Consider the following 19,953-nt stretch of genomic DNA (forward strand, 5'->3'; position numbering starts at 1 on the left):
CTGGCACGAAGTCCACAAACAATCAAGCATGCTTGTTTTATTTGAGGTGCGTCGATAGCGTCACGACATGCGCCTCACCGATGAGCACCATGCCTTCCGCGCCAGCGTGCGTACCTTCGTCGACACCGAGATCAACCCGCACGCGGATGCCTGGGAGGAGGCCGGGATCTTCCCGGCCCGTGACCTCTTCCGCAAGGCCGCGGCCCTGGGGATCCTCGGGCTCGAGCGTGACCCCGAGTACGGAGGAGAGGGGGCGGACCACTCCTTCCAGATGGTCGCTGCGGAGGAGCTCGGTCGGAGCGACTCCGCCGGCGTGGCCATGGCCATCGGTGTCCAGTCGATGATGGCCACGCCCTCGCTCGCGCACTTCGGCACACCGGAGCTCAAGCGCAAGCACCTGGCTCCGGCGCTCGCGGGCGAGGAGGTCGCGGCCATCGCCGTGACCGAGCCGGACACCGGCTCCGATGTCTCACGAGTGCGGACCCGGGCCGTCCGCGATGGCGACGACTGGGTCATCACCGGGCGCAAGATGTACATCACCAACGGCACCCAGGCCGACTGGCTGTGCCTGCTCGCGCGCACCTCCGACGAGGGCGGCCACCGCGGGATGTCCCAGATCATCGTCCCGACCGACAGCCCGGGATTCTCCGTCGCCCGACGCCTCGACAAGCTCGGCAACCGCAGCTCCGACACCGCAGAGATCGTCCTCGACGAGGTGCGGGTGCCGGTCAGCCAGACGATCGGGGAGATCGGGCGCGGGTTCCAGCAGCAGATGCAGCAGTTCATCATCGAGCGCATGTACGCGGCCTACTCGAGCGTGGGCAGCTGCGACAAGGCGCTCGCGCGCACCCGGCAGTACGTCACCGAGCGCGAGGTCTTCGGCCAGCCGTTGGCCAGCAAGCAGTACGTCACCTTCCGCCTTGCCGAGCTGCAGGCACAGGTCGAGCTGCTGCGCAGCCACAACGCCGCCGTGTGCGAGGCACACATGGCCGGCGAGGACATCACCCGCGGCGCCAGCGTCGCCAAGCTGACCGCAGGTCGCCTGGCGCGCGAGGTGGCGGACGCGTGCATCCAGTTCCACGGCGGCATGGGGTACATGGAGGAGACGTGGACCGCCCGCTACTTCCGCGACATGCGGCTGGGCTCGATCGGCGGCGGCGCCGACGAGGTCATGCTCCAGGTCCTGGCCCGGCTCGACGGACTGCCGGGCTGACCCCCTTCGTCACCACCGACACCGACACCGAACTCACCCAGGAGAACCCATGACCACCTCACTCGCCGGACGCACCATCCTGATGTCGGGAGGCAGCCGCGGGATCGGGCTGGCCATCGCCGAGCGCGCCGCCCGCGACGGCGCCAATGTCGCCATCCTCGCCAAGACCGACCAGCCCCACCCCAGGCTCGAGGGCACCATCCACACCGCCGCGGCCGCCATCGAGGAGGCCGGTGGCCAGGCGCTGGCGATCCTCGGGGACGTCCGCTCGCAGGAGTCGGTGCAGGAGGCCGTGGACCGCACGGTCGAGCGCTTCGGCGGGATCGACATCGTCGTCAACAACGCCAGCGCCATCGACCTGTCGCCCACCGCGGACCTGTCGATGAAGAAGTACGACCTCATGCAGGACATCAACACCCGTGGCTCCTTCCTCCTGGCCAAGACGGCGTTGCCGCACCTGCGCGCCTCGGACGCGGCGCACGTGCTCACGCTGTCCCCGCCGCTCAACCTCAACCCCCACTGGGCGGGCGCCCACCTCGGCTACACGATTGCGAAATACGGCATGAGCCTTGTGACCCTCGGCCTGGCGCAGGAGTGGCGCGAGCTGGGCATCGCGGCCAACAGCCTGTGGCCGAGGACGGCCATCGCGACCGCCGCCGTGGCCAACCTCCTCGGCGGCGAGCAGACGATGGCTCGCAGCCGCAGCCCGCAGATCATGGCCGACGCCGCCCACGCAGTCCTCACCCGTGAGCCCGCCGAGTGCACCGGACGCTTCCTCATCGACGACGAAGTCCTCGCCGAGGAGGGTGTCACCGACCTCTCCACATACGGGCCGCCCCTGGAGCAGCTCCTGCCGGACTTCTTCCTCGATTGAGGCAGCGAGGACCCGCGATCGGTCAGTCCAGGTCGAGCGTGATGAACGTCGGCCGGTAGAGCGTCGGGTCGCGTGTCAGCTCGTCGAAGTCGAAGGTGTTGACGTTGTACGAGATGAGCAGCTGGCCGTCCTCGCTGATCTCCGGGTGGCCGTGCGCGTTGTACGTGAAGTGCTTGCCCACCCCGGACTCCGGCGTCTCGTAGATCGTCTGTCGGTCCCGCCACGGACCCTGGGGCGAGCACGCCGTCCACGCATTGATCTTGGGGCTGAAGGGCGCGGAGGTGTCCGAGGAGATCATCAGGTAGCCGTCGCGGTAGCGCGAGACGCTCAGCTCGTTGGCGACCCCGTCGGTCAGGCGGGCACTCTGCAGAACATCGGGTGACCAGCCATCAGCGGTGCGGTACTCCCAGTGGGAGCGGTCGGTGAGGTTGCCGGCAGGCACCCGCGCGAGGTGGAGGTGCTTGGTCTGCTCGAGGTCCTCGACGCCGTAGACGTAGGTGTGCGTCGGCGTGGTCATCACCCCGGCCCCCCACGCGACGTGGTCCTGCCCCGCGCCGGGGTCGATGATCTCGGTGACCTCGAGGTCGGGCAGGGAGACCCGCGCGATGGCGTTGTGGTCCCACGCGAACCCCTGCTCGCCCACGGCGCGGGTCAAGGACAGGAAGACGACGAGCTCGTCACCCTCGACGGCCGCGTCCTGCACCCAGTAGTAGCTGTCTTCGCTCGGGTCCGCGAAGAAGGACTCCGGTCCCTCCGCGGTGCGCGTGCTCAGCCGACCCGAGTCGCTCTCGGCCACGAGCGCGTTGTGCACCATCGCCATGCCGGGCGCCGGGCGGCCGCTGCGAGAGACCTCCCCGATGAAGGAGTCGCTGAAGAGCCACAGCGTGCGCTGGTCCGGCAGCTGCACCGAATAGGTGGAGTCACCGCCGATCCACCCTGGTCCCGTGAGGTCGAAGCGCTCGTCGTCCGCGGGGGAGGGACTGGCCCACGAGAAGTCGGCAGCGGTCGCGTCGCAGTCGGCCTGCGCCCCGTCGTCGGTGCAACCCACGAGCAGACCGGCCCCCACGGCGAGAGCGGCGAGGGCCGCGGCCGGGCGGGTCGGGCGCATGCACGCTCCAGGGCTGGTGGTCTCGGACACGGGCGAGGACGAAGGGGTCAGAGCCAGCCTAGGTCCTGGGCCCGCCGCGCGGCCTCCACGCGGTTGCTCGTGCCCGTCTTGCCGATGGCCGAGGACAGATGGTTGCGCACCGTGCCGGGGGAGAGGTGCACCCGGGCGGCGATCGCCGGGGCGGAGTGGCCCTCGAGCGCCTCACCGAGCACCTGGCGCTCGCGGTCGGTCAGCGGGTTGGGGCCCCCGATGACGACCTCGGTGGCCAGCGACGGGTCGACGACCCGCCCACCGGCCGCGACCGTGCGCACCGCCGCGGCCAGCTCGTGCGACGGCGTGTCCTTGACGACGAACCCGCTGGCGCCCGCGTCGAGGGCCCGGCGCAGGTAACCCGGTCGACCAAAGGTCGTCACGATGAGCACCCGGGTCCCCGGCAGCTCCCGGGTCAGCTGCGCGGCAGCGGAGATGCCGTCGAGCCCGGGCATCTCGACGTCGAGGACCGCGACATCGGGGTGGGTACGTCGGGCGGCTTCGAGCACCTCGTCGCCCGACCCGACCTCGGCGACGACCTCGAGGTCCTCCTCGAGCCCGAGCAGCGCGGCCATCGCGCCACGCACGAGGGCCTGGTCGTCGGCCAGCAGCAGCGTGATCACGGCAGCTCCACCCGCAGTCGCGTCCCGGGGCCGTTGCGGCCCGGGAGTCCCTCACCGACGTCGAGGTGGCCGCCGACCCCGGCGAGCCGCTCGCGCAGCCCGGTCAGGCCGCTGCCCTCCCGTCGCCCGCTGAGCCCGCGGCCGTCGTCGGTGACCTCGAGCCAGGTCGGCCCCCACGCCACGTCGACGCGCTGGGCGCCGCTGTGCCGGATGACATTGGTCGTCGCCTCGCGCAGCGCCCAGGCGACGGTGATGCGGTGGGCGGGGTCGACGACGTCGTAGTCGTCGGGGACCGACGCCTCGATCCCGGCATCGGCCAGCGCGGCCAGGGCGGCATCGCGCTCGTCGGCCAGCCGGGTGATGCGCAGGCCGGCGACGGTCGCACGGATCTCTGCCAAGGATTGTCGGGTGAGCGATCGGATGGCGGCGATCTCTCCCTTCGCCCGCTCCGGGTCGATGTCGACGAGGCGCTCGGCCAGGTCGGCCTTGAGCGAGACGACCGTCAGGGAGTGCCCGACGACATCGTGGACGTCGCGCGCCACCCGGTCGCGCTCGGCCGCGACGGCCAGGGTGCGCTGCAGGACCTCTCGGCGCTCGTCGCCGAGGATCATCCGCCGCAGCAGCAGACCGAAGGAGCCGATGAGGGCCGGCAGGAGGAGCAAGGGCCACAGCTCGTCGAGGGATTCGGTGACGACGAGGGTGAGGGCACCGGCGACGGTCACCGCGATCACCGCCACCACGGCGCTGCGCAGGGGGAACCCGAAGGCCGCGAGGCTCGCGAGGAAGGCGGTCACCCCCAGGACCTCCACGCCGATGATCGGCCACAGCAGCGCCATGATGGCCACCAGCGTCGCGAAGCCGCCGTAGACGCTCACCAGCCGAGTGCGGTCCCACCCGCCGTGCAGGCCGATCTGCGATCGGCTGAAGGCCAGGATGTAGACCGCTGCGAAGGCGATGAGGAGCAGCAGCCCGATCGTGCGGACCACGGGCTGACCGACGGTCTGGTCGATGACGGCGCTGGCGGGGAACCCGAGGAAGACCAACCACACGGCGGCGAGCAGCCAGCCGTGCCGGGCCCACGGGTCGGGCACCCCGCCGTCGAGGTCGACGTCGGGGCACCGCGGGTGGGGCGTGCCGCTCACTGCCGGTCCCGACCTCGCCGCACGAGGTAGACCGTCAGGAGCGCCAGGATCAGTGTCCACACGCCCACGTTAACCAGTGGCACCCACAGCGCCTCGTGCGAGAGGTTGCCCTGCATGTCGACCGAGTAGCCCTCGGTGAGCGGATACCGCGCCAGCGAGACGATCCCGTAGAGCGGGGTGAACTTCGCGATCGTCAGCATGACCCCCGACAGCGGGATGAAGATGTTGCCGAGGAAGGCGAAGACCACGAGCGACCCGCTGGCCGCGCCGACCGCCGACTCGGACTTGAAGGCCAGTCCGAAGACGAGCCCGTAGAGCGCGAAGACGGACGCGCCGAAGAGGGTGATCCCGGCGGTGGCGAACCAGACCCACAGGTCGCCCTGCGCCCCGCTGGCGACGCCGATCACGTAGATCAGGGCGATGGGGATGCACGCGATGACCACCGCGAGGACCGCTTTGGTCGCGACATACCCACCATCGCGAAGGGGGGTCAGCCCCAGCTGTCGTCCCCAGCCCTGCATCCGCTCGACCGCGGCCGATCCGCCGACCGAGACGGTCGCCGTGACCGCGCCGTAGACGGCCATCGAGATCATGACGTAGAGCGCGACATTGCCGCGACCGATGTCCTCCTTGCCGAAGGTCTGGGCCGCTCCGAAGACGACGTACATGAAGGCGGGCAGGACCGCGATGAAGAACAGACCGACGTAGTCGCGGCAGTAGCGCTTGAGCTCCAGGCCGATCAGTGTGGGGTTCATCGGGTCTCCTCGGTCTCGTCGGTGTCCTCGTCCATGGCCTCGCCCGTGATGGTCATGAAGGCCGCGTCGAGCGAGGCCGTCGTGACCTCGAGGTTGGTGCCGCCCAGCTCGAGCAGCAGGAGTCGTGCCAGGGCATCGGAGTCCTCGCCGATCGCGGTGACCCGCTCCCCGTTGGTCGTGACCGAGGCGATGCCCGTGAGCCCGCGCAAGCGCTCGACAGCGGCGCCGACGTCCCCCCTGCGGACGTCGGCGCTCACCGTGCGACCACGTGCGCGGGCCCGGATCTGCTCGGTGGTGCCGTCAGCGACGATGCGGCCGCCGGCCATCATGATGATCCGGTCGGCGAAGTTGTCGGCCTCCTCCAGGTAGTGCGTCGCGAAGAGCACGGTGCGGCCGTTGGTCGCGTCCTCGTGCATCGTGCGCCAGAACTCGCGGCGCGCGCCGACGTCCATCCCAGCCGTCGGCTCGTCGAGGATGAGCAGGTCGGGGTCAGGCAGCAGTGCCAGGGCGAAGCGCAGCCGCTGCTGCTCACCACCGGAGAGCTTGGAGACCTTGCGGTCGGCCTTGTCCGACAGTCCTGCTCGCTGCAGGACGTCCTCGACCGGCTCGTGGCGGGGGAAGGTCGAGGCGATGTAGCGCACCGTCTCCCGCGCGGTGAGGTCACGCAGCAGGCCGCCGGTCTGCAGGACGGCCGAGACCCTCCCTTCGTGCACGGCGCGTCGGGGCGCCGCCCCGAAGGAGGTGATCCGCCCCGTCGTCGGCTCGGTCAGCCCGAGCACCATGTCGAGGGTGGTCGTCTTGCCGGCCCCGTTGGGACCGAGGACGGCGACCACCTGACCCGGCGCGATGCTCAGGTCGACGCCGGCGACGGCGTGGACCATCTCCCCGCCCGAGCGGAAGCTCTTGGTCACGCCCTCGAGGTGGATCCCGTCGGTGGTCGGTGGGGGAGACGCTGTCGTGGTCCCCGTCGGTGGACTGCTCGTCGTGGTCATGGCTCCACACTGCTGCCGAAGGGAGCAACCCGGCCATCCCCCGATGTCACGACTGCGCAATGACAGCTGTCATGGTGCAGACAGGGCACAGGTGGGGCGGGCATCATGGAGATGAGGGCCCGGTTGCCCGACCGGACCGACGGACACCAGGAGGTACCCCGATGGGCGCAGCAGTCGAGATCAGCACCGGCAACATCGCACCGGCGCACCTGAGCGGCAAGCACGTCATGCTCGGGTCGACCGACCTGGGGGTCCTCGACGGGTCGGTCGGGACCGTGCGCTTCGACATCCCCTCCGGCAAGCACGTGCTCTACCTCAAGGACGGGCTGACCACCTCGGGTGCGGTGGCCTTCCGTGTGCAGTCTGGCCATTGTGCGCAGATCCTCGTCAAGGACACCGACGCGGGGATCTTCAGTGCCTTCTTCGGCGGTTGGTTCGCGCTGCACCGCGCGGGTGACCAGCACCTCGAGCCGGGCACGCCCGGGGCAGAGGAGATCTCGACCGACGAGGTGCCGGTCGACGCCTGAGTCCCGGGGCCGTGGCGCCCACCCGGCACGATTGTTGGTGACGTGTGCGGTGCGGGAGACTGTCCGTCGTGATCGCTGACTACGCTGACCAGCTCGCTCGTGGCGAGGAACTCCAGTTCAGGACGAGCCGGAAGCAGATGGCCACGTTTGGTGCCATCTCGCCCAAGGTCCAGGTCACGGTGAGCAATCAGGGAGTCTGGACCCGCAGCGCCGACCTGCGGGTCCCCTGGTCGGCGATCGCCATGGTCGACCGGGCGAGCAACGGCAGCACCAGTGTCCTGGCCCTGGCCATCAAGGAGGAAGCGGTCGAGTCCGTCCTGGGGGTCACCCCGCAGCAGCGTGCCGAGATGGCTGCGGAGGAGGCCTCGCAGGAGGAGGCGACCCCGGGCGAGGACGCCGTGCCGGACGTCGCCGCGGTGGCACTGCCGGGCTCCCTGACGATCTCGGACGACGAGCTCGGCCACCTGCTCGCCTCCGAGGTCGTGCGTCGCGCAGCGGGCGCTCAGGCATGAGCGCCGATCACGCAGACCGTCTCGCCCGAGGTGACGAGCTGGAGTTCCGCACCGCTCGCACGGGCATGATCTTCCTGCTGATGATCTGCGCCGGCTTCACCATCATCGGGCTGTGCCTCCTCGGGGGCGGGGACGGCCTGCTCCGGATGCTCGGCATCGCGGTGGCCGCCTTCTTCGGCCTCGTCGGGATCCCCTTCGCCGTCTGGAAGCTGATCCGTCCGGCCCTCGAGCTGACCGTCAGTGCCGACCGTGGCGTCCGGGTCGCTGGCGAGGGCACGTCGCCCTGGATCCCATGGGCACACATCACGCGCGTCGACCGCGAGGTGCTGGCCGCCCGCCCGACGGTGGTCCTGCGTCTGACCCCCGAGGCCCAGGAGCGCTGGGACGCGGCCCAGCGCGACGCCCAGGGCGTGGTCGAGGAGGCGCCGGGTGGGCCCGGCGTGGTCATCCCGCAGACCATCGCGGCCCCACCCGAAGAAGTCTTCCGCGCGCTCGCGGCCGGGCACGACGCCTGGAGCGGTCGCAGCGCCTGAGGGATTCGCTGCATCCGTGGACGGGGGCGGCGATATCGTCGGACCATGCGTGTCACCCAGCTGCGGCTCTACCCGGTCAAGTCCCTCGGCGGCATGGACGTCGAGTCGGCGCGGATCGAACCCTGGGGCATCGAGGGCGACCGCCGCTGGGGCCTGGTCGACCCGTCCGGCGAAAAGGTCACTGCCCGTGAGGAGCACGCGCTCCTGCGCCTGCGGGCACAGCAGGTCGACGAGGAGACGATCCGCATCCACGACGGGGGAGAGAGCATCCTCGTCGACATCCCCCTCGGCCTCCCGCCGATCCCGGTGAGCCATGCGCGACAGGGCTTCGCCCCGCCGGCCGACCTCGACGTCAGCGAGTGGATCAGCGACCGGGTGGGTCGCCCCCTTCGCCTCGTCTGGCAGGAAGACCCCCGCATGCGGCGGATGTCCGGTGCCCACGGCGGCCTTGACGGCGACACCCTCTCGCTCGCCGATGCCGGGCCGCTGCTGATGACCTCTCAGAGCTCGCTGGCGCAGCTGCAGGAGTGGGTCGACCAGCGCGCCGAGGAGGAGGGCGAGATGGTGACGGGCGAGCACTCGGTCGGCGGCAGGCAGCCCGTGGACATGATCCGCTTCCGCCCCAATGTCGTCATCGACGGCGGCGCAGCCTTCGCCGAGGACGCGTGGTCGACGGTGCGCATCGGTGACGTCGAGTTCCGCACCGCCGAGGTCTGTGACCGGTGCGTCATGACCACGATCGACCCCGACACGCAGGCCACCGGGAAGGAGCCGGTCCGCACCCTCGCACGCCACCGCGCGTGGGAGGGCAAGACCTGGTTCGGCACCCGTCTGGTCCCGCTCGGCGCGGGGGAGCTCCACGTGGGTGACGAGGTCCTCCCCGGCGTCTGAGCCGGCGTGTCGCGAGACCCGTTGACATCTGTGACAGGCACCACTACCTTCAGCGGGAGTTGAATCTGAACGCAGATTCACATGGTGAGCATCTCAACGAGGAGATTCCTGATGACCCCAGCATCATCGTCCCGCATGCGTCGGTCCTTCGTCCTGGTCGCGAGTGGCAGCCTCGTGGCCGCGCTCGCCGCCTGCGGCGGTGACGGGGGAGGAGGCTCATCGGACGGCGAGACCCTCGTCATCGGGTACTCCGCCGGCATCAGCGGGGGCGCCGCCGAGTACGGCCTCAATGTCCAAAACGGTCTGCAGATGGCTGTCGACGAGCTCAACGCAGAGGGCGTCGAGGTCGACGGCAAGAAGTACACGCTCAAGCTCGAGAGCCTCGACGACCAGTACCAGCCGAGCACGACCGGCACCAACGCCCAGCGCCTCGTGCAGAAGGAAGGCGCCAAGATCGTCTTCGTCCCCCACGCCGGTGGGATCAAGGCGGCCCAAGAGCTGAACACCACGCGGGACAAGTTCCTCCTCGGGGCCTACAGCTCGGACCCGGACATCCTCGCCAGCGGCAACGAGCTGACCGTGATGATCCCGCCGTCCTTCGTCAGCTACATCGACCCCTTCATCGAGCAGCTCGACACCAAGGGCACGGGCAAGCTGGGTCTCCTCACGACCTCGAGCGAGTTCGGCCAGGAGTGGACCAAGGCCGCCACGGCCAGCTGGAAGAAGGCCGGAGGCACGGTCCTCGACAACAACAACATCGACTACGGCTCCGTGTCCGACTTCGCCGGTCCTGTCTCCAAGACGCTTGCGGGCAAGCCCGATGTCATCCTCGTCGGCGGCCCCTCGCAGCCCACGGCGCTCGTCATCGAGGAGGCCCGCAAGCAGGGCTACAAGGGTGCCTTCATGATCATCGACCAGGCCAAGTTCGAGGAGCTGGAGAAGTTCACCGACCCCAAGAACCTCAACGACTCCGTGGGCATCGCCCCCCTCACCGAGTTCGACGGCACCGAGGACTTCATCACCCGCTACCAGGACAAGTTCTCCTCGGACAAGCCGGTCAACGCTGACATCGCCCTCAACTACCAGGCGCTCCCCGTCTTCGTCGAGGCGATGAAGTCGGCCGGCAGCGTCGACGACCCGCAGGCCATCCGCGACGCCATGCCCGAGGCCGTCAAGAACGTCGACGACAAGTTCAAGGTGGCCTTCGCGCCCGACCAGATCACCGACAACGGGCACCTTCGCTCCGACGGTCTCAAGGCGGCCTACCGCAATGACAAGGGCAAGTACGAGACCTTCCCCATCGACCAGCCGAAGGACTGAACCCGATGATCGCGGACCTTTACGGGGGTGACGGGTGACCCTTTTCATCCAACAGCTCATCAACGGCCTGGCGCTGGGCGGCATCTACTGCCTGGCCGCCATCGGCCTCACCCTGGTCTTCGGCGTGCTGGGCTTCCCCAACCTCGCCCATGGTGCGCTCTTCATGGTCGGCGGCTATGTGACCTACACGCTGCTCGTCGACGTGGGCCTGCCCTATGTCGTCGCCATCGTGTGCGCCGCGCTGATCCTGGCCGTCATCGGTGTCGTCTTCGAGCGCCTGATCTTCCACCCGCTGCGCAATGCGCCGCACACCCACCACATGATCGCGACGGTCGGGGTCATGTTCTTCCTGATCTCGCTCGTCCAGGAGATCTGGGGATCCGGCTTCCTGCGGATGGAGTCCCCCTTCGACGGTCGGCTGACGGTCGCCGGCGCACAGATCTCGTCGCAGCGGATCATCATCATCATCACGGCCATGGTCGTCCTCATCGCGCTCACCCTCTTCCTCAAGAGGTCCGTGCACGGTCAGGCGATCGAGGCCATCGAGCAGGACCGCACCGGCGCCGCGCTCGTGGGGATCAACGCCAATGTCGTCTCGATGATGACCTTCGCGGTCTCCTTCGCGCTGGTGGCGATCTCGGCGGGACTCGTCGCGCCGATCCAGCTGCTGTCACCGGGCATGGGGGAGTCGCTCAGCCTCATCGTCTTCGCGATCATCATCCTCGGCGGTCTCGGCTCCCTCCCGGGGGCGATCATCGGCGGGTTCTTCATCGCGATGGCCGAGGTCATGGCCTCGACCTACATCTCCGTCGGCGCCGGACAGGCGGCAGTCTTCATCGTCCTCATGGCGGTGCTGGCGATCAAGCCGACAGGACTCTTCGGGACGGTGGTTCAACGATGACGACCCTGCTGCGACCACGACTCCTCGGAGTCATCCTCATCGCGATCGCCTTCCTCGTGGCGCCCATGCTCGTCTCGGGACAGCCCTACCTGCTGCGCATCGTGACCACGGCGGCGATCTATGCGATCGCGGCCTACGGGCTCAACATCATCCTCGGGTTGACCGGTCAGCTCTCCCTGGCCCACGGCGCCTTCTTCGGCGTGGGTGCCTACATCGTGGGACTCGCGACGACCGACCACGACTGGTCCTTCTGGACCGCCTTCGTCGTGGCCATCCTCGCGACGACGATCCTGGGGTACGCCTCGGGCTTGATCGCATTGCGCACCCAGGGTGCCTACTTCGCGATCTTCACGATGGCCCTGGGCTTCCTGATCTACATCATCATCATCCGATGGGAGACGGTCACGCATGCCCACTCGGGGGTCAGCGGGATCAAGCTGCCCGAAAGCATCGGGCCACTCGACTTCAGCGACCCCGTCGTCCTGTACTACCTCGTGCTGCTCTTCCTCGCTGGTGCGGCGTACTCGACACACGCGATCCTGCACTCCAACGCGGGCCGCTCGCTCGTCGCCATCCGGACCTCCGAAGACCTCGCGAAGTCCATCGGCGTCAACGTCGGAGTCAGCAAGCAGCTGGCCTACACCGCCTCGGCAGGCCTCGCGGGGCTGGCCGGAGGGCTCTTTGCGACGCTCAACGGGTTCATCGGCGCGGACTCCGCCGCGATCGACCTGACCTTCCAGTTCCTGCTCTTCCTGCTCATCGGAGGCATGGGCACTGTCATGGGACCGGTCGTCGGCAGCGTCCTCGTCGCCTTCCTCTTCGAGATGCTCCAGGACCTCGAGTCCTACCGCTTCATCGTGCTCGGCCCGATCATCGTCCTGCTCGTGATCTTCGCCCCGCGCGGCATCGTCGGGTACCTCAATGAGTTCCTGAGCTCGCACCGATCGCGTCGAGCATCACCGCCTCCCGGTCGCGGGCCGGACGGGCGAGGGCCGGACGGGCACAGCGGCAGTGGCACGGGCCAGGACAACGCCCTCGACAGGCCGCACGCCGCTTCGGGTGCTGCCGCGACGAGCGAAGGGGGACTGTGATGTTGCTCGAGGTACGTGGACTCGGCAAGGCCTTCGGTGGCCTGCACGCGGTCCGGGACGTCGACTTCGATGTTCCGGAAGGCTGCGTGACAGCGATCATCGGGCCCAACGGCGCCGGCAAGTCGACCCTCTTCAACCTGATGGCCGGGTTCTATCGCCCGACCGCTGGCACGGTGACCTTCGACGGCAAGGACATCACGGGTATGCAGCCGCACCAGACGGTGCGTGCAGGCATCGCCCGGACCTTCCAGACCACGCACCTCTTCGAGGGCGCGAGTGTCCTGGACAATGTGCGCGCGGCCTGTGTGGTGCGGTCGCGCTCCAATGCCCTCGACGCGGTCCTGCACACTCCTCGACACCGACGCGACGAAAGGCGCAGTCTCGACACGTCGATGAGTGAGCTCGAGTTCGTCGGTGTCGCGCACCTGCGTCACGAGATCGCCTCGACCCTCCCGCAGGAGGCGCAGAAGCGCATCTCGATCGCGCAGGCTCTGGCGACGGAGCCGCGTCTGCTGCTCCTCGACGAGCCGGCAGCCGGGACCAACGACGAGGAGACGGAGGCCTTCGGCACCCTCATCCGGGAGATCGTCGCCCGGGGGGTCACGGTCTGTCTCGTGGAGCACAAGATGTCCATGGTCATGAACCTCGCCGACCAGATCGTCGTCCTCGATCACGGTCAGCGGATCGCCGTGGGCAGCCCGGACGACATCAGGAGCAACCCGCTGGTCATCGAGGCCTACCTCGGTGCGGACGCGGACACGACGGGAGCCACGACATGATGACCATCTCCGACCTGAGCGTCGGGTACGGCGCGGGCGATGTCCTGCACTCGGTCGACATCACGGCTGCCTCGGGTGAGCTGACGGTCATCCTGGGAGCCAACGGATCCGGCAAGTCGACGCTCTTTCGCACCGTCAGCGGGCTCCTGCGGCCCAGCAGCGGTCGGGTCGAGTTCGACGGCGAGGAGATCACGCGCAGCCGGTCGGCGACGATCGTGCGTCGGGGGCTGGCCCACTGCCCGGAGGGGCGCCACCTCTTCCCGCGGATGTCCGTGGAGAAGAACCTCACGCTCGGCGCCTACGTGGGCCGACGGGACCGGGCGCGGGTGCGCACGCTCCTGGAGCGGTCCTACGAGCTCTTCCCTGCGCTGCGGGACAAGAGTCACCAGAGTGCCGGCTCGCTCTCCGGTGGGCAGCAGCAGATGGTGGCGATCGGGCGGGCCCTGATGTCCGACCCGAAGATGCTCATCCTGGACGAGCCCTCGATGGGGTTGGCGCCGCTGGTCACCCAGCAGGTCTTCGACGCCATCGTCGGGATCAACCAGGAAGGCATCGGTGTGCTCCTCGCGGAGCAGAACGCCCGGTCGGCCCTGAAGATCGCGACCACCGGATACGTCTTGGCCGAAGGTCGGGTCGTCCTCGCCGGTGCGGCCGCCGACCTGGCGGACAACCCTGCGGTACAGCAGGCCTATCTGGGCGTCTAGCACGAGCTCGGCGTCGAACTCACGCTCGGCGCCGGCACCCACACGGCTCCACGTCGAGCTCACAAGCCCGGCGTCGAGACCGCGGCGCAACGGCCCCGGTCGACCAGACACTCTCTGGCCGGCCGGGGCCCTCGTCTGTGTCCGTCGATGGCCGATCCCCGTCGATGGTCTGTGCTCGTCCAGGTCTAGGTCCGTCGATGGAAGACGAGCGACAGGGTCCGGCGAGCCATCCGCGTCACGACGAACGTCCACCTGGTGCTGTCGATCATGTGGTGATGAGTCCCGCAGAGGGGGACGGCGTTGTCGAGGTCGGTCGTGCCGCCGGCTTCCCACGGCCTCAGGTGGTGCGTCTCGGTCCAGGCGAAGGGCCGGTCGCACCCTTGAGCAGCGCACTCGTCGTATCGCCCGGCCAGAGCCATGCGTTGGGCGTCACTGAAGAGTCGTCGTTGTCGACCAAGGTCCAGAGGCACGGAGTCGCCGTCGAGGACGGCCGGCAGGAGGCCGGCCCCGCAGGCCAGACGCCGAGCGGACCCGGCGCTGAGGACGTCCTGCATGTCCGTCGTCGCCACCTTGCTCCCAGCAGCCTCGAAATTGTCCATCAGGTCCGACAAGCGTGTCGTGATGATCATCGTCGCCGAGACCTTGGTGTGCAGGTGGTCGGTCGGGATGCGTGTCAGCAGGTCGGCGAAGGCGAGGCCACGGCGGTGCTGCCAGTCCAGGTAGCGGTCCGTGCGCGTCGAGCCGCTGCCCGCGGCGCCACGGCCCTCAGCACGACCGGCCTGGTCACCACGGTCAGCGGGGTCATCTCCTTGGCGCCGTCGCGGGGCCGTCATCGCGTCGATGATCTTTTTGAGCATCATCCCGCTGGCCCACGGCACGGTGAAGTGCCCCGTCACGGTCCCGTCCTGGTTGTCCTTGACCCAGAAGGCGGCCTTGTCCCGCGCGCGCTCCTCCTCATCGGCAACGAGGTCGTCCTCGTGCTGGTCGACCACCTCGGGCTCGGGCTCGACGGCCTCGAGCACCCGCCGCGCCGCACGGCGCAGCTGGCCGGGGGAGCGGTTGGTGCACAGCAGGAGCAGCTGATCCTCGCACTCGCGTCGCTGCTCGTCCGTGACGCCCTTGGGCAGGTCGTCGAGCGCCCGCATGATGACCTGGGCGTGCGCTGCACTGATGGTGCCCGCATCGAGCGCGGCTCCTGTTGCCGTCAGCAGCGGTCGTCCGTCTGCTCGACGACCGCTTGCGACTGCGTCATCCGCGTCCGCGCCTGTGCCTGCACCGTCGTCCGCGTCGGGACCATCGCCTGCCGCGCCCGTGTCACCTGCGTCAGAGCCGCTGTCAGGAGTGCCCGCGTCAAGCGCAGCACCCGCGTCGCCACCTGAGCCCTCACTCCCACCACGTTCGCCAGAGATACCAGTGGCGTTGTCCGAGGCATCACCTGTCGACGAACCGTCACCGGCAGCCGGTGTGGCACCGAGCGCGTCAGCCAGCGCGGCCTGACCGGCCGCCTGCCGACGGTCACTGTCCGTCGCGCCGGCGAGCCATGACCCGGAGTCGAGTCGGCCATCGGCCTCGTGTGCCGCGGCTCGCGATGCCTTGGCGGTCAGCCGCAGCTGCACGGCCTCGACCCGTCGCTTGAGGCGCTCGACCTGCGTGACCTGCTCCCTGAGCGTCGCGATGTCGGACTCCTCGTCCGGCAGTCGCTCCATCATGGCGTCGACCTCGGCGTGGGCCCGGCGGATGCTCTCGGCCATCCCCTGGGGGAGCTCGATCCGACGACGCATCGTGTGCAGGTCGACCCGACGCAGCGTCTGCGTCAGCATCTCCTCGAACCCCGATGTCCCGTCCATGCATTGACGTTAATCGAACAGGTGTTCGACCGCCAGGGCTCCCTGTGGATCATTTCGCGGGCATGTCTCAGCCCATGCTGTGAGCCACGATGACCGCGAGCCAGATCCCGGCACCGCACCCGATGCCGGTCAGCGCCAGCCCGACGATCTGGGCCACACGGACCAGTCGCGTGCTGCCGGGCCGACACACTGCGTAAGCCGTCATCGTGAGGAAGGCGGCGACGAGCACACCGGCGAGGAACGCCAGCGCGGCGATGGCTGCTGCGGCGAATGGTGCCCCGGGTCGGGTCGAGATGTCAGCATTCGCGATGCGGAAGGTCTCCACCAGCACGTAGAGCGGGTAGGCGACGGCACCCACGGCGAAGGTGAGCGCCGGGATCGCATGGACCCACCCCCGGTCGAGTGGTCGCGCCGCAATGATCGTCATGGCTCGACGGTATGAGCAACCACCGTCAACGTCACTGGGTAGATCTCCTCACCTCGTGCCGAGGCAGTGAGAGACCGAGGCAGTGAGAGGCTGGGGCGGTGATCGACGAGGACGCAGCCCTGCACCGTCTCCTGGACGAAGGGAGCACCCTCGCCTTCCCGATGACCGCCTACGGTCCTCACCCCGACCAGGTCTTCGAGACCTGCGCTCCACAGGTCGACGACCTCCACGCCCACGGGTCCGACGCCCCGCGCACCCGCACCCTTGTCGTCGTGCACGGCGGCTACTTCCGGCCGGCCATCGACCGCACCCACGCCCGCCCGATGGCCCAGGCCCTCGTGCAGGCGGGCTGGCACGTCGTCCTCACCGAGTACCGTCGCGTCCCCGGGGACCCGAGCACCACGACCGACGACCTCACCGCCCTCGACACCCACCTGCGCGAGACCGGTCACGATGTCGCTGCCTGGGTGGGGCACAGCGCGGGGGGAGCCCTCGTGATGTGGCGCGCCCTCCACCAGCACCTGCCCCCGACCCGAGCCCTCGCGCTCGCACCGGTCGCCGATTTCGGCGCAGCCGTCGCCGACCGTCTCGGCAGCAACGCCGTCCGCGACTGGATCGGCGCCGACCCGCACCAGTCACCAGACCTCTATGCGCGCCTCGATCCGACCCGGCTCCTCGCGGTCAACCCCGCTGCGGCGCAACGCATCTCGATCCTGCACGGGGGCGAGGACGCGACCGTCCCCCTTCGTCAGACGCTGGGGTGGGTGCGCACGGTGCTGGACGGCGCGCACCACTTCGACGTCATCGACCCGGCCTCCCCGCACTGGCCGTCGGTCCTGGCGGCACTCACCCAGCGCTGAGCAGGCCCTCGATCCGCACGAGCGTCTCGGCCACCTCGCTGTACGACGTGCTCAGTGGCGACAGGCCGAGTCGGATCCCGTCGGGCTCGCGGAAGTCCGGCACCACATCCTGTGCCCACAGCTCCCGGTAGACCTCGCGGAAGCGTGGGTGCGCGAGCGTCACGTGACCACCCCGTTGCTCGGCATCGAGGGGTGAGGTCACCCGCACTCCGTGTCCCGCGAGCACCTCGTCGACGGACTCAATGACGAAGCGTCCGAGTCGAGCGGCCTTGTCCCGCACCGCCTCCAGGCCCACCGAGTCGATGAGGTCGACGGTGTCCTCGATGCCCACCATCCCGAGCACCGGGGGAGTGCCGGAGATGAACCCGCGCATCCCCGCACCCGGCCGGTAGCCGGGTCCCATGACGAAGGGCGCCGCGTGCCCCATCCACCCCTGGATCGGCTGGCGCAGCCGCTCCTGGTGGCGCTGCGCGACATAGCCGAAGGCGGGCGCGCCCGGCCCGCCACCGAGGAACTTGTACGTGCACCCGACAGCGAGGTCCACGTCGTGCGCGTCCAGGTCGCTGCGCACCACACCGACCGAGTGGCACAGGTCCCACAGGACGAGCGCGCCGGCGTCGTGCACCAGCCGGGTGATCTGGGGCAGGTCCGCGATCCACGCCGACTTGTACGCGACGTGGGAGAGCAGGACGACACCGGTGCGCTCGGTGAGGGCGCCGGCGACGAGGTCCGGGGTGACCCCCTTCGTCGGGTCGGGCTCGATCCAGACCAGCCGGGCACCGGTCTCGTCCGCGATGCCCTCGGCGACATAGCGATCAGTCGGGAAGTTCTCGGTGTCCACCACGATCTCGGGGCGCTCCGGTCCGGCTGCGGCGACGGCCGCCCGCAGCAGCTTGTAGAGCATCACTGTGGTCGAGTCGCCGACGACGGTCTGGCCGGCGGCAGCGCCCAGGCAGACCTCACCGATCCGGTCGCCGAGGCGCAGCGGCAGCTCCATCCATTGCTCGTCCCACGACCGGATGAGGCGCGTGCCCCAGTCGTGCGCGACGAGATCGGCGATCCGCTGCGCGGTGGCTCGCAGCGGGCGACCCAGCGAGTTGCCGTCGAGATAGGCGACGAGGCCTTCGGCCGGCACGTACAGCTCCCGACAATGACGAAGGGGGTCAGCCGCGTCGAGCGCAGCCGCCTTGTCCCGCAACGCCTGTGCACTGCCGACGCCGCTCACGACCCGATCTCCGTCCGCACGGCGAAGAGCTCGGGGAAGAAGGTCAGCTCGAGGGCCTTCTGCAGGAACCCGACACCGGAGCTGCCTCCGGTGCCCGTCTTCATCCCGATGACGCGCTGCACGGTCTTGAGGTGGCGGAAGCGCCACAGCCGGAAGTTGTCCTCGAGGTCGACGAGCTCCTCGCAGGCCTCGTAGACGTCCCAGTTGTCCTCCGCCTCCGCGTAGATCCGCGTGAGAACCCGGGTCAGCTCCGGGTCGAGCTCATGGGCGCGGGTGACGTCCCGGGTGAGCACGTGCTCGGGGATGGCGTAGCCGCGTCGCGAGAGGTAGCGCAGGAACTCGTCGTAGAGGCTCGGCGCCTCGAGCAGCTGGGCGAGTACCGCGTGCGCTTGAGGGTCAGCCTCGTGCACCCGCAGCATGCCGGCGTGCTTGTTGCCCAGGGCGAACTCCACCGCGCGGTACTGCCAGGACTGGAAGCCGGACGCATGCCCGAGGTGAGGGCGGAACTCCTGGTACTCCGTCGGTGTGAGCGTCGCGAGCACGGACCATTGGTCGGTGAGCGTGCGCTGGATGTGCTTGACCCGCGCGATCCGCTTGAGTGCCATGCGCATCTCGTCGGCGGCGAGCAGCGCCATCGCCGAGCGGGTCTCGTGCAGCACGAGCTTGAGCCACAGCTCGGAGGTCTGGTGCTGGATGATGAAGAGCATCTCGTCGTGGTGCTCGCTCACCGGGAGCTGCGCGTCGAGCAGCGTCTCGAGCGCCAGGTAGGACCCGTAGGACATCTCCTCACGGAAGTCTTGGTGGACGCCTGCCTCGATGTCTCGTGTGTTGCCAGTCACCCGCTCACCCTACGACCACGTGGCGCGAGATGACCGCGGTGTCAGGGGGCCTTGACCACCTTGTCGACCTGCACACGCAGGGCCTCGTCGGCCTCTGCCTTGAGCTCGTCGCTGATCTGCAGCCCGGTGCCCTGCGTCTGGAGGGTGACCCGGGAGACGACGAGCGTCTGGCGGACCTCGGCGACGAGGGTGCGGTCGACGATGATGGGGGCGGTCTGGCCGTCCATCTCCGTGGACCACGCGGTGTCGATCGTGATGGTGTCCTCGGCGCCCTCGATGTCGGGACCGTCCTGCACCGACTCGGTCTGCTTCGCCACGTGGGTCTCGTAGTCCAGGGTCATGCGATCGCAGTCCTCGCGGGCGTCCTTGATCTCGTCGACCGTCCGCGCCCCCTTGACGACGGCGAGGACTCGGCTCTCGGCGCCACTGCGCTCCTGCAGCCGCAGGGCCGCGAGGTCGACGTCAGCGCCCTCGCGGGGGACCGTGATGGTCCGGGACTCGATGCACTCGGGCGGCTCGATCGTCTGGCTGTCGTGGTCGGTGGGGCGCTCCGAGAAGTGCACCTGCGCCATCTCGGTGTCGATCTCGTGCCACGACCCGCCGCCGGGGACCTCGGTCGGGCTGAGCAGGAGCCCGGACGAGCTGTACGTCGGCTCGGGGGCCGACGGCTCGCCGAGGCCGGGGAGTAGGGCGCACGAGGTGACCCCCCAGGTCGCGGTCGCGATGACGATCGCTGCTGTGGCGCGGTGCATGTGCGTCC

The 19,953-nt window shown here is 69.3% G+C and carries 22 protein-coding genes; 12 read left to right on the forward strand and 10 right to left on the reverse strand.

The window, feature by feature from the left end:
• Positions 1-67: 67 nt before the first annotated feature.
• Together JLI01S_RS03765 and JLI01S_RS03770 are read left to right on the forward strand one after the other, a co-directional pair.
• A complete protein-coding gene (locus tag JLI01S_RS03765) occupies positions 68-1,213 on the forward strand; it encodes an acyl-CoA dehydrogenase family protein (RefSeq protein ID WP_068260200.1) in 1,146 nt (381 codons plus the stop codon).
• A 49-nt stretch (positions 1,214-1,262) separates the two neighbouring features.
• Positions 1,263-2,087, forward strand: coding sequence for an SDR family oxidoreductase (locus JLI01S_RS03770; RefSeq protein WP_068260206.1), 825 nt, complete (start codon positions 1,263-1,265; stop codon positions 2,085-2,087).
• A 22-nt stretch (positions 2,088-2,109) separates the two neighbouring features.
• On the opposite strand, the gene JLI01S_RS03775 is transcribed toward JLI01S_RS03770, so the two are convergent.
• Genes JLI01S_RS03775 through JLI01S_RS03795 form a run of 5 tightly spaced genes read right to left on the reverse strand, consistent with a single transcriptional unit; the run spans position 2,110 to position 6,737 of the window.
• Positions 2,110-3,195, reverse strand: coding sequence for a DUF5005 domain-containing protein (locus JLI01S_RS03775; protein WP_068260209.1), 1,086 nt, complete (start codon positions 3,193-3,195; stop codon positions 2,110-2,112).
• Positions 3,196-3,242: 47 nt separating this feature from the next.
• A complete protein-coding gene (locus tag JLI01S_RS03780) occupies positions 3,243-3,848 on the reverse strand; it encodes a response regulator transcription factor (RefSeq protein WP_084349189.1) in 606 nt (201 codons plus the stop codon).
• Positions 3,845-4,990: a sensor histidine kinase gene (locus JLI01S_RS03785; RefSeq protein WP_068260212.1), complete on the reverse strand. Its 1,146-nt coding sequence runs from the start codon at positions 4,988-4,990 to the stop codon at positions 3,845-3,847. The genes JLI01S_RS03780 and JLI01S_RS03785 overlap by 4 nt, the downstream gene beginning before the upstream one ends.
• Complete coding sequence (locus tag JLI01S_RS03790; RefSeq protein WP_068260214.1) at positions 4,987-5,745, reverse strand: ABC transporter permease; 759 nt, start codon at positions 5,743-5,745, stop codon at positions 4,987-4,989. The genes JLI01S_RS03785 and JLI01S_RS03790 overlap by 4 nt, the downstream gene beginning before the upstream one ends.
• Positions 5,742-6,737: an ABC transporter ATP-binding protein gene (locus JLI01S_RS03795; RefSeq protein ID WP_068260217.1), complete on the reverse strand. Its 996-nt coding sequence runs from the start codon at positions 6,735-6,737 to the stop codon at positions 5,742-5,744. The genes JLI01S_RS03790 and JLI01S_RS03795 overlap by 4 nt, the downstream gene beginning before the upstream one ends.
• A gap of 161 nt (positions 6,738-6,898) precedes the next feature.
• On the opposite strand from JLI01S_RS03795, the gene JLI01S_RS03800 reads away from it, so the two are divergent.
• From JLI01S_RS03800 to JLI01S_RS03840, 9 genes are all read left to right on the forward strand, one after another.
• A complete protein-coding gene (locus JLI01S_RS03800; RefSeq protein ID WP_068260219.1) occupies positions 6,899-7,264 on the forward strand; it encodes a hypothetical protein in 366 nt (121 codons plus the stop codon).
• Positions 7,265-7,332: 68 nt separating this feature from the next.
• Positions 7,333-7,776 (forward strand): hypothetical protein, encoded by a 444-nt coding sequence (locus JLI01S_RS03805; RefSeq protein ID WP_068260222.1) that lies wholly within the window; start codon positions 7,333-7,335, stop codon positions 7,774-7,776.
• Positions 7,773-8,309, forward strand: a complete 537-nt coding sequence (locus JLI01S_RS03810; protein WP_068260229.1) for a hypothetical protein — start codon at positions 7,773-7,775, stop codon at positions 8,307-8,309. Before JLI01S_RS03805 ends, JLI01S_RS03810 begins: the two co-directional genes overlap by 4 nt.
• A gap of 45 nt (positions 8,310-8,354) precedes the next feature.
• Positions 8,355-9,200, forward strand: a complete 846-nt coding sequence (locus JLI01S_RS03815; RefSeq protein ID WP_068260232.1) for an MOSC domain-containing protein — start codon at positions 8,355-8,357, stop codon at positions 9,198-9,200.
• Positions 9,201-9,311: 111 nt separating this feature from the next.
• Positions 9,312-10,520 (forward strand): ABC transporter substrate-binding protein, encoded by a 1,209-nt coding sequence (locus JLI01S_RS03820; protein WP_068260236.1) that lies wholly within the window; start codon positions 9,312-9,314, stop codon positions 10,518-10,520.
• 34 nt (positions 10,521-10,554) lie between these two features.
• Positions 10,555-11,421 carry a branched-chain amino acid ABC transporter permease gene (locus JLI01S_RS03825; protein WP_068260239.1) on the forward strand — a complete coding sequence of 289 codons (867 nt, stop codon included), beginning with the start codon at positions 10,555-10,557 and terminating at the stop codon, positions 11,419-11,421.
• Positions 11,418-12,512 (forward strand): branched-chain amino acid ABC transporter permease, encoded by a 1,095-nt coding sequence (locus JLI01S_RS03830; RefSeq protein WP_068260246.1) that lies wholly within the window; start codon positions 11,418-11,420, stop codon positions 12,510-12,512. Before JLI01S_RS03825 ends, JLI01S_RS03830 begins: the two co-directional genes overlap by 4 nt.
• A complete protein-coding gene (locus tag JLI01S_RS03835) occupies positions 12,512-13,291 on the forward strand; it encodes an ABC transporter ATP-binding protein (RefSeq protein ID WP_068260249.1) in 780 nt (259 codons plus the stop codon). The genes JLI01S_RS03830 and JLI01S_RS03835 overlap by 1 nt, the downstream gene beginning before the upstream one ends.
• Positions 13,288-13,995: an ABC transporter ATP-binding protein gene (locus JLI01S_RS03840; RefSeq protein WP_068260253.1), complete on the forward strand. Its 708-nt coding sequence runs from the start codon at positions 13,288-13,290 to the stop codon at positions 13,993-13,995. Before JLI01S_RS03835 ends, JLI01S_RS03840 begins: the two co-directional genes overlap by 4 nt.
• 185 nt (positions 13,996-14,180) lie before the next feature.
• Here the strand turns inward: JLI01S_RS03840 and JLI01S_RS03845 are convergent, their stop codons facing one another.
• Positions 14,181-15,842 (reverse strand): DUF222 domain-containing protein, encoded by a 1,662-nt coding sequence (locus tag JLI01S_RS03845; protein WP_068260255.1) that lies wholly within the window; start codon positions 15,840-15,842, stop codon positions 14,181-14,183.
• 67 nt (positions 15,843-15,909) lie between these two features.
• A complete protein-coding gene (locus JLI01S_RS03850) occupies positions 15,910-16,269 on the reverse strand; it encodes a hypothetical protein (protein ID WP_068260258.1) in 360 nt (119 codons plus the stop codon).
• Between the two features lie 98 nt (positions 16,270-16,367).
• Between JLI01S_RS03850 and JLI01S_RS03855 the strand changes: the two genes are divergently transcribed.
• Positions 16,368-17,129, forward strand: coding sequence for an alpha/beta hydrolase family protein (locus tag JLI01S_RS03855; RefSeq protein WP_068260261.1), 762 nt, complete (start codon positions 16,368-16,370; stop codon positions 17,127-17,129).
• Here JLI01S_RS03855 and JLI01S_RS03860 read toward each other — a convergent pair.
• The 3 genes from JLI01S_RS03860 to JLI01S_RS03870 are packed head-to-tail and all read right to left on the reverse strand — an operon-like array spanning position 17,116 to position 19,945.
• On the reverse strand, positions 17,116-18,354 hold the full coding sequence (locus JLI01S_RS03860) for a kynureninase (protein ID WP_068260265.1): 1,239 nt from the start codon (positions 18,352-18,354) through the stop codon (positions 17,116-17,118). The two genes, JLI01S_RS03855 and JLI01S_RS03860, sit on opposite strands and share 14 nt — an antisense overlap.
• Positions 18,351-19,193 (reverse strand): tryptophan 2,3-dioxygenase, encoded by an 843-nt coding sequence (kynA, locus tag JLI01S_RS03865; RefSeq protein WP_068260268.1) that lies wholly within the window; start codon positions 19,191-19,193, stop codon positions 18,351-18,353. The genes JLI01S_RS03860 and kynA overlap by 4 nt, the downstream gene beginning before the upstream one ends.
• A 41-nt stretch (positions 19,194-19,234) precedes the next feature.
• Positions 19,235-19,945 (reverse strand): DUF5642 family protein, encoded by a 711-nt coding sequence (locus JLI01S_RS03870; protein WP_068260269.1) that lies wholly within the window; start codon positions 19,943-19,945, stop codon positions 19,235-19,237.
• Positions 19,946-19,953: the final 8 nt, after the last annotated feature.

The sequence above is a fragment of the Janibacter limosus NBRC 16128 genome (genome assembly GCF_001570985.1).
GTDB classification, from domain to species: Bacteria; Actinomycetota; Actinomycetes; order Actinomycetales; family Dermatophilaceae; genus Janibacter; species Janibacter limosus.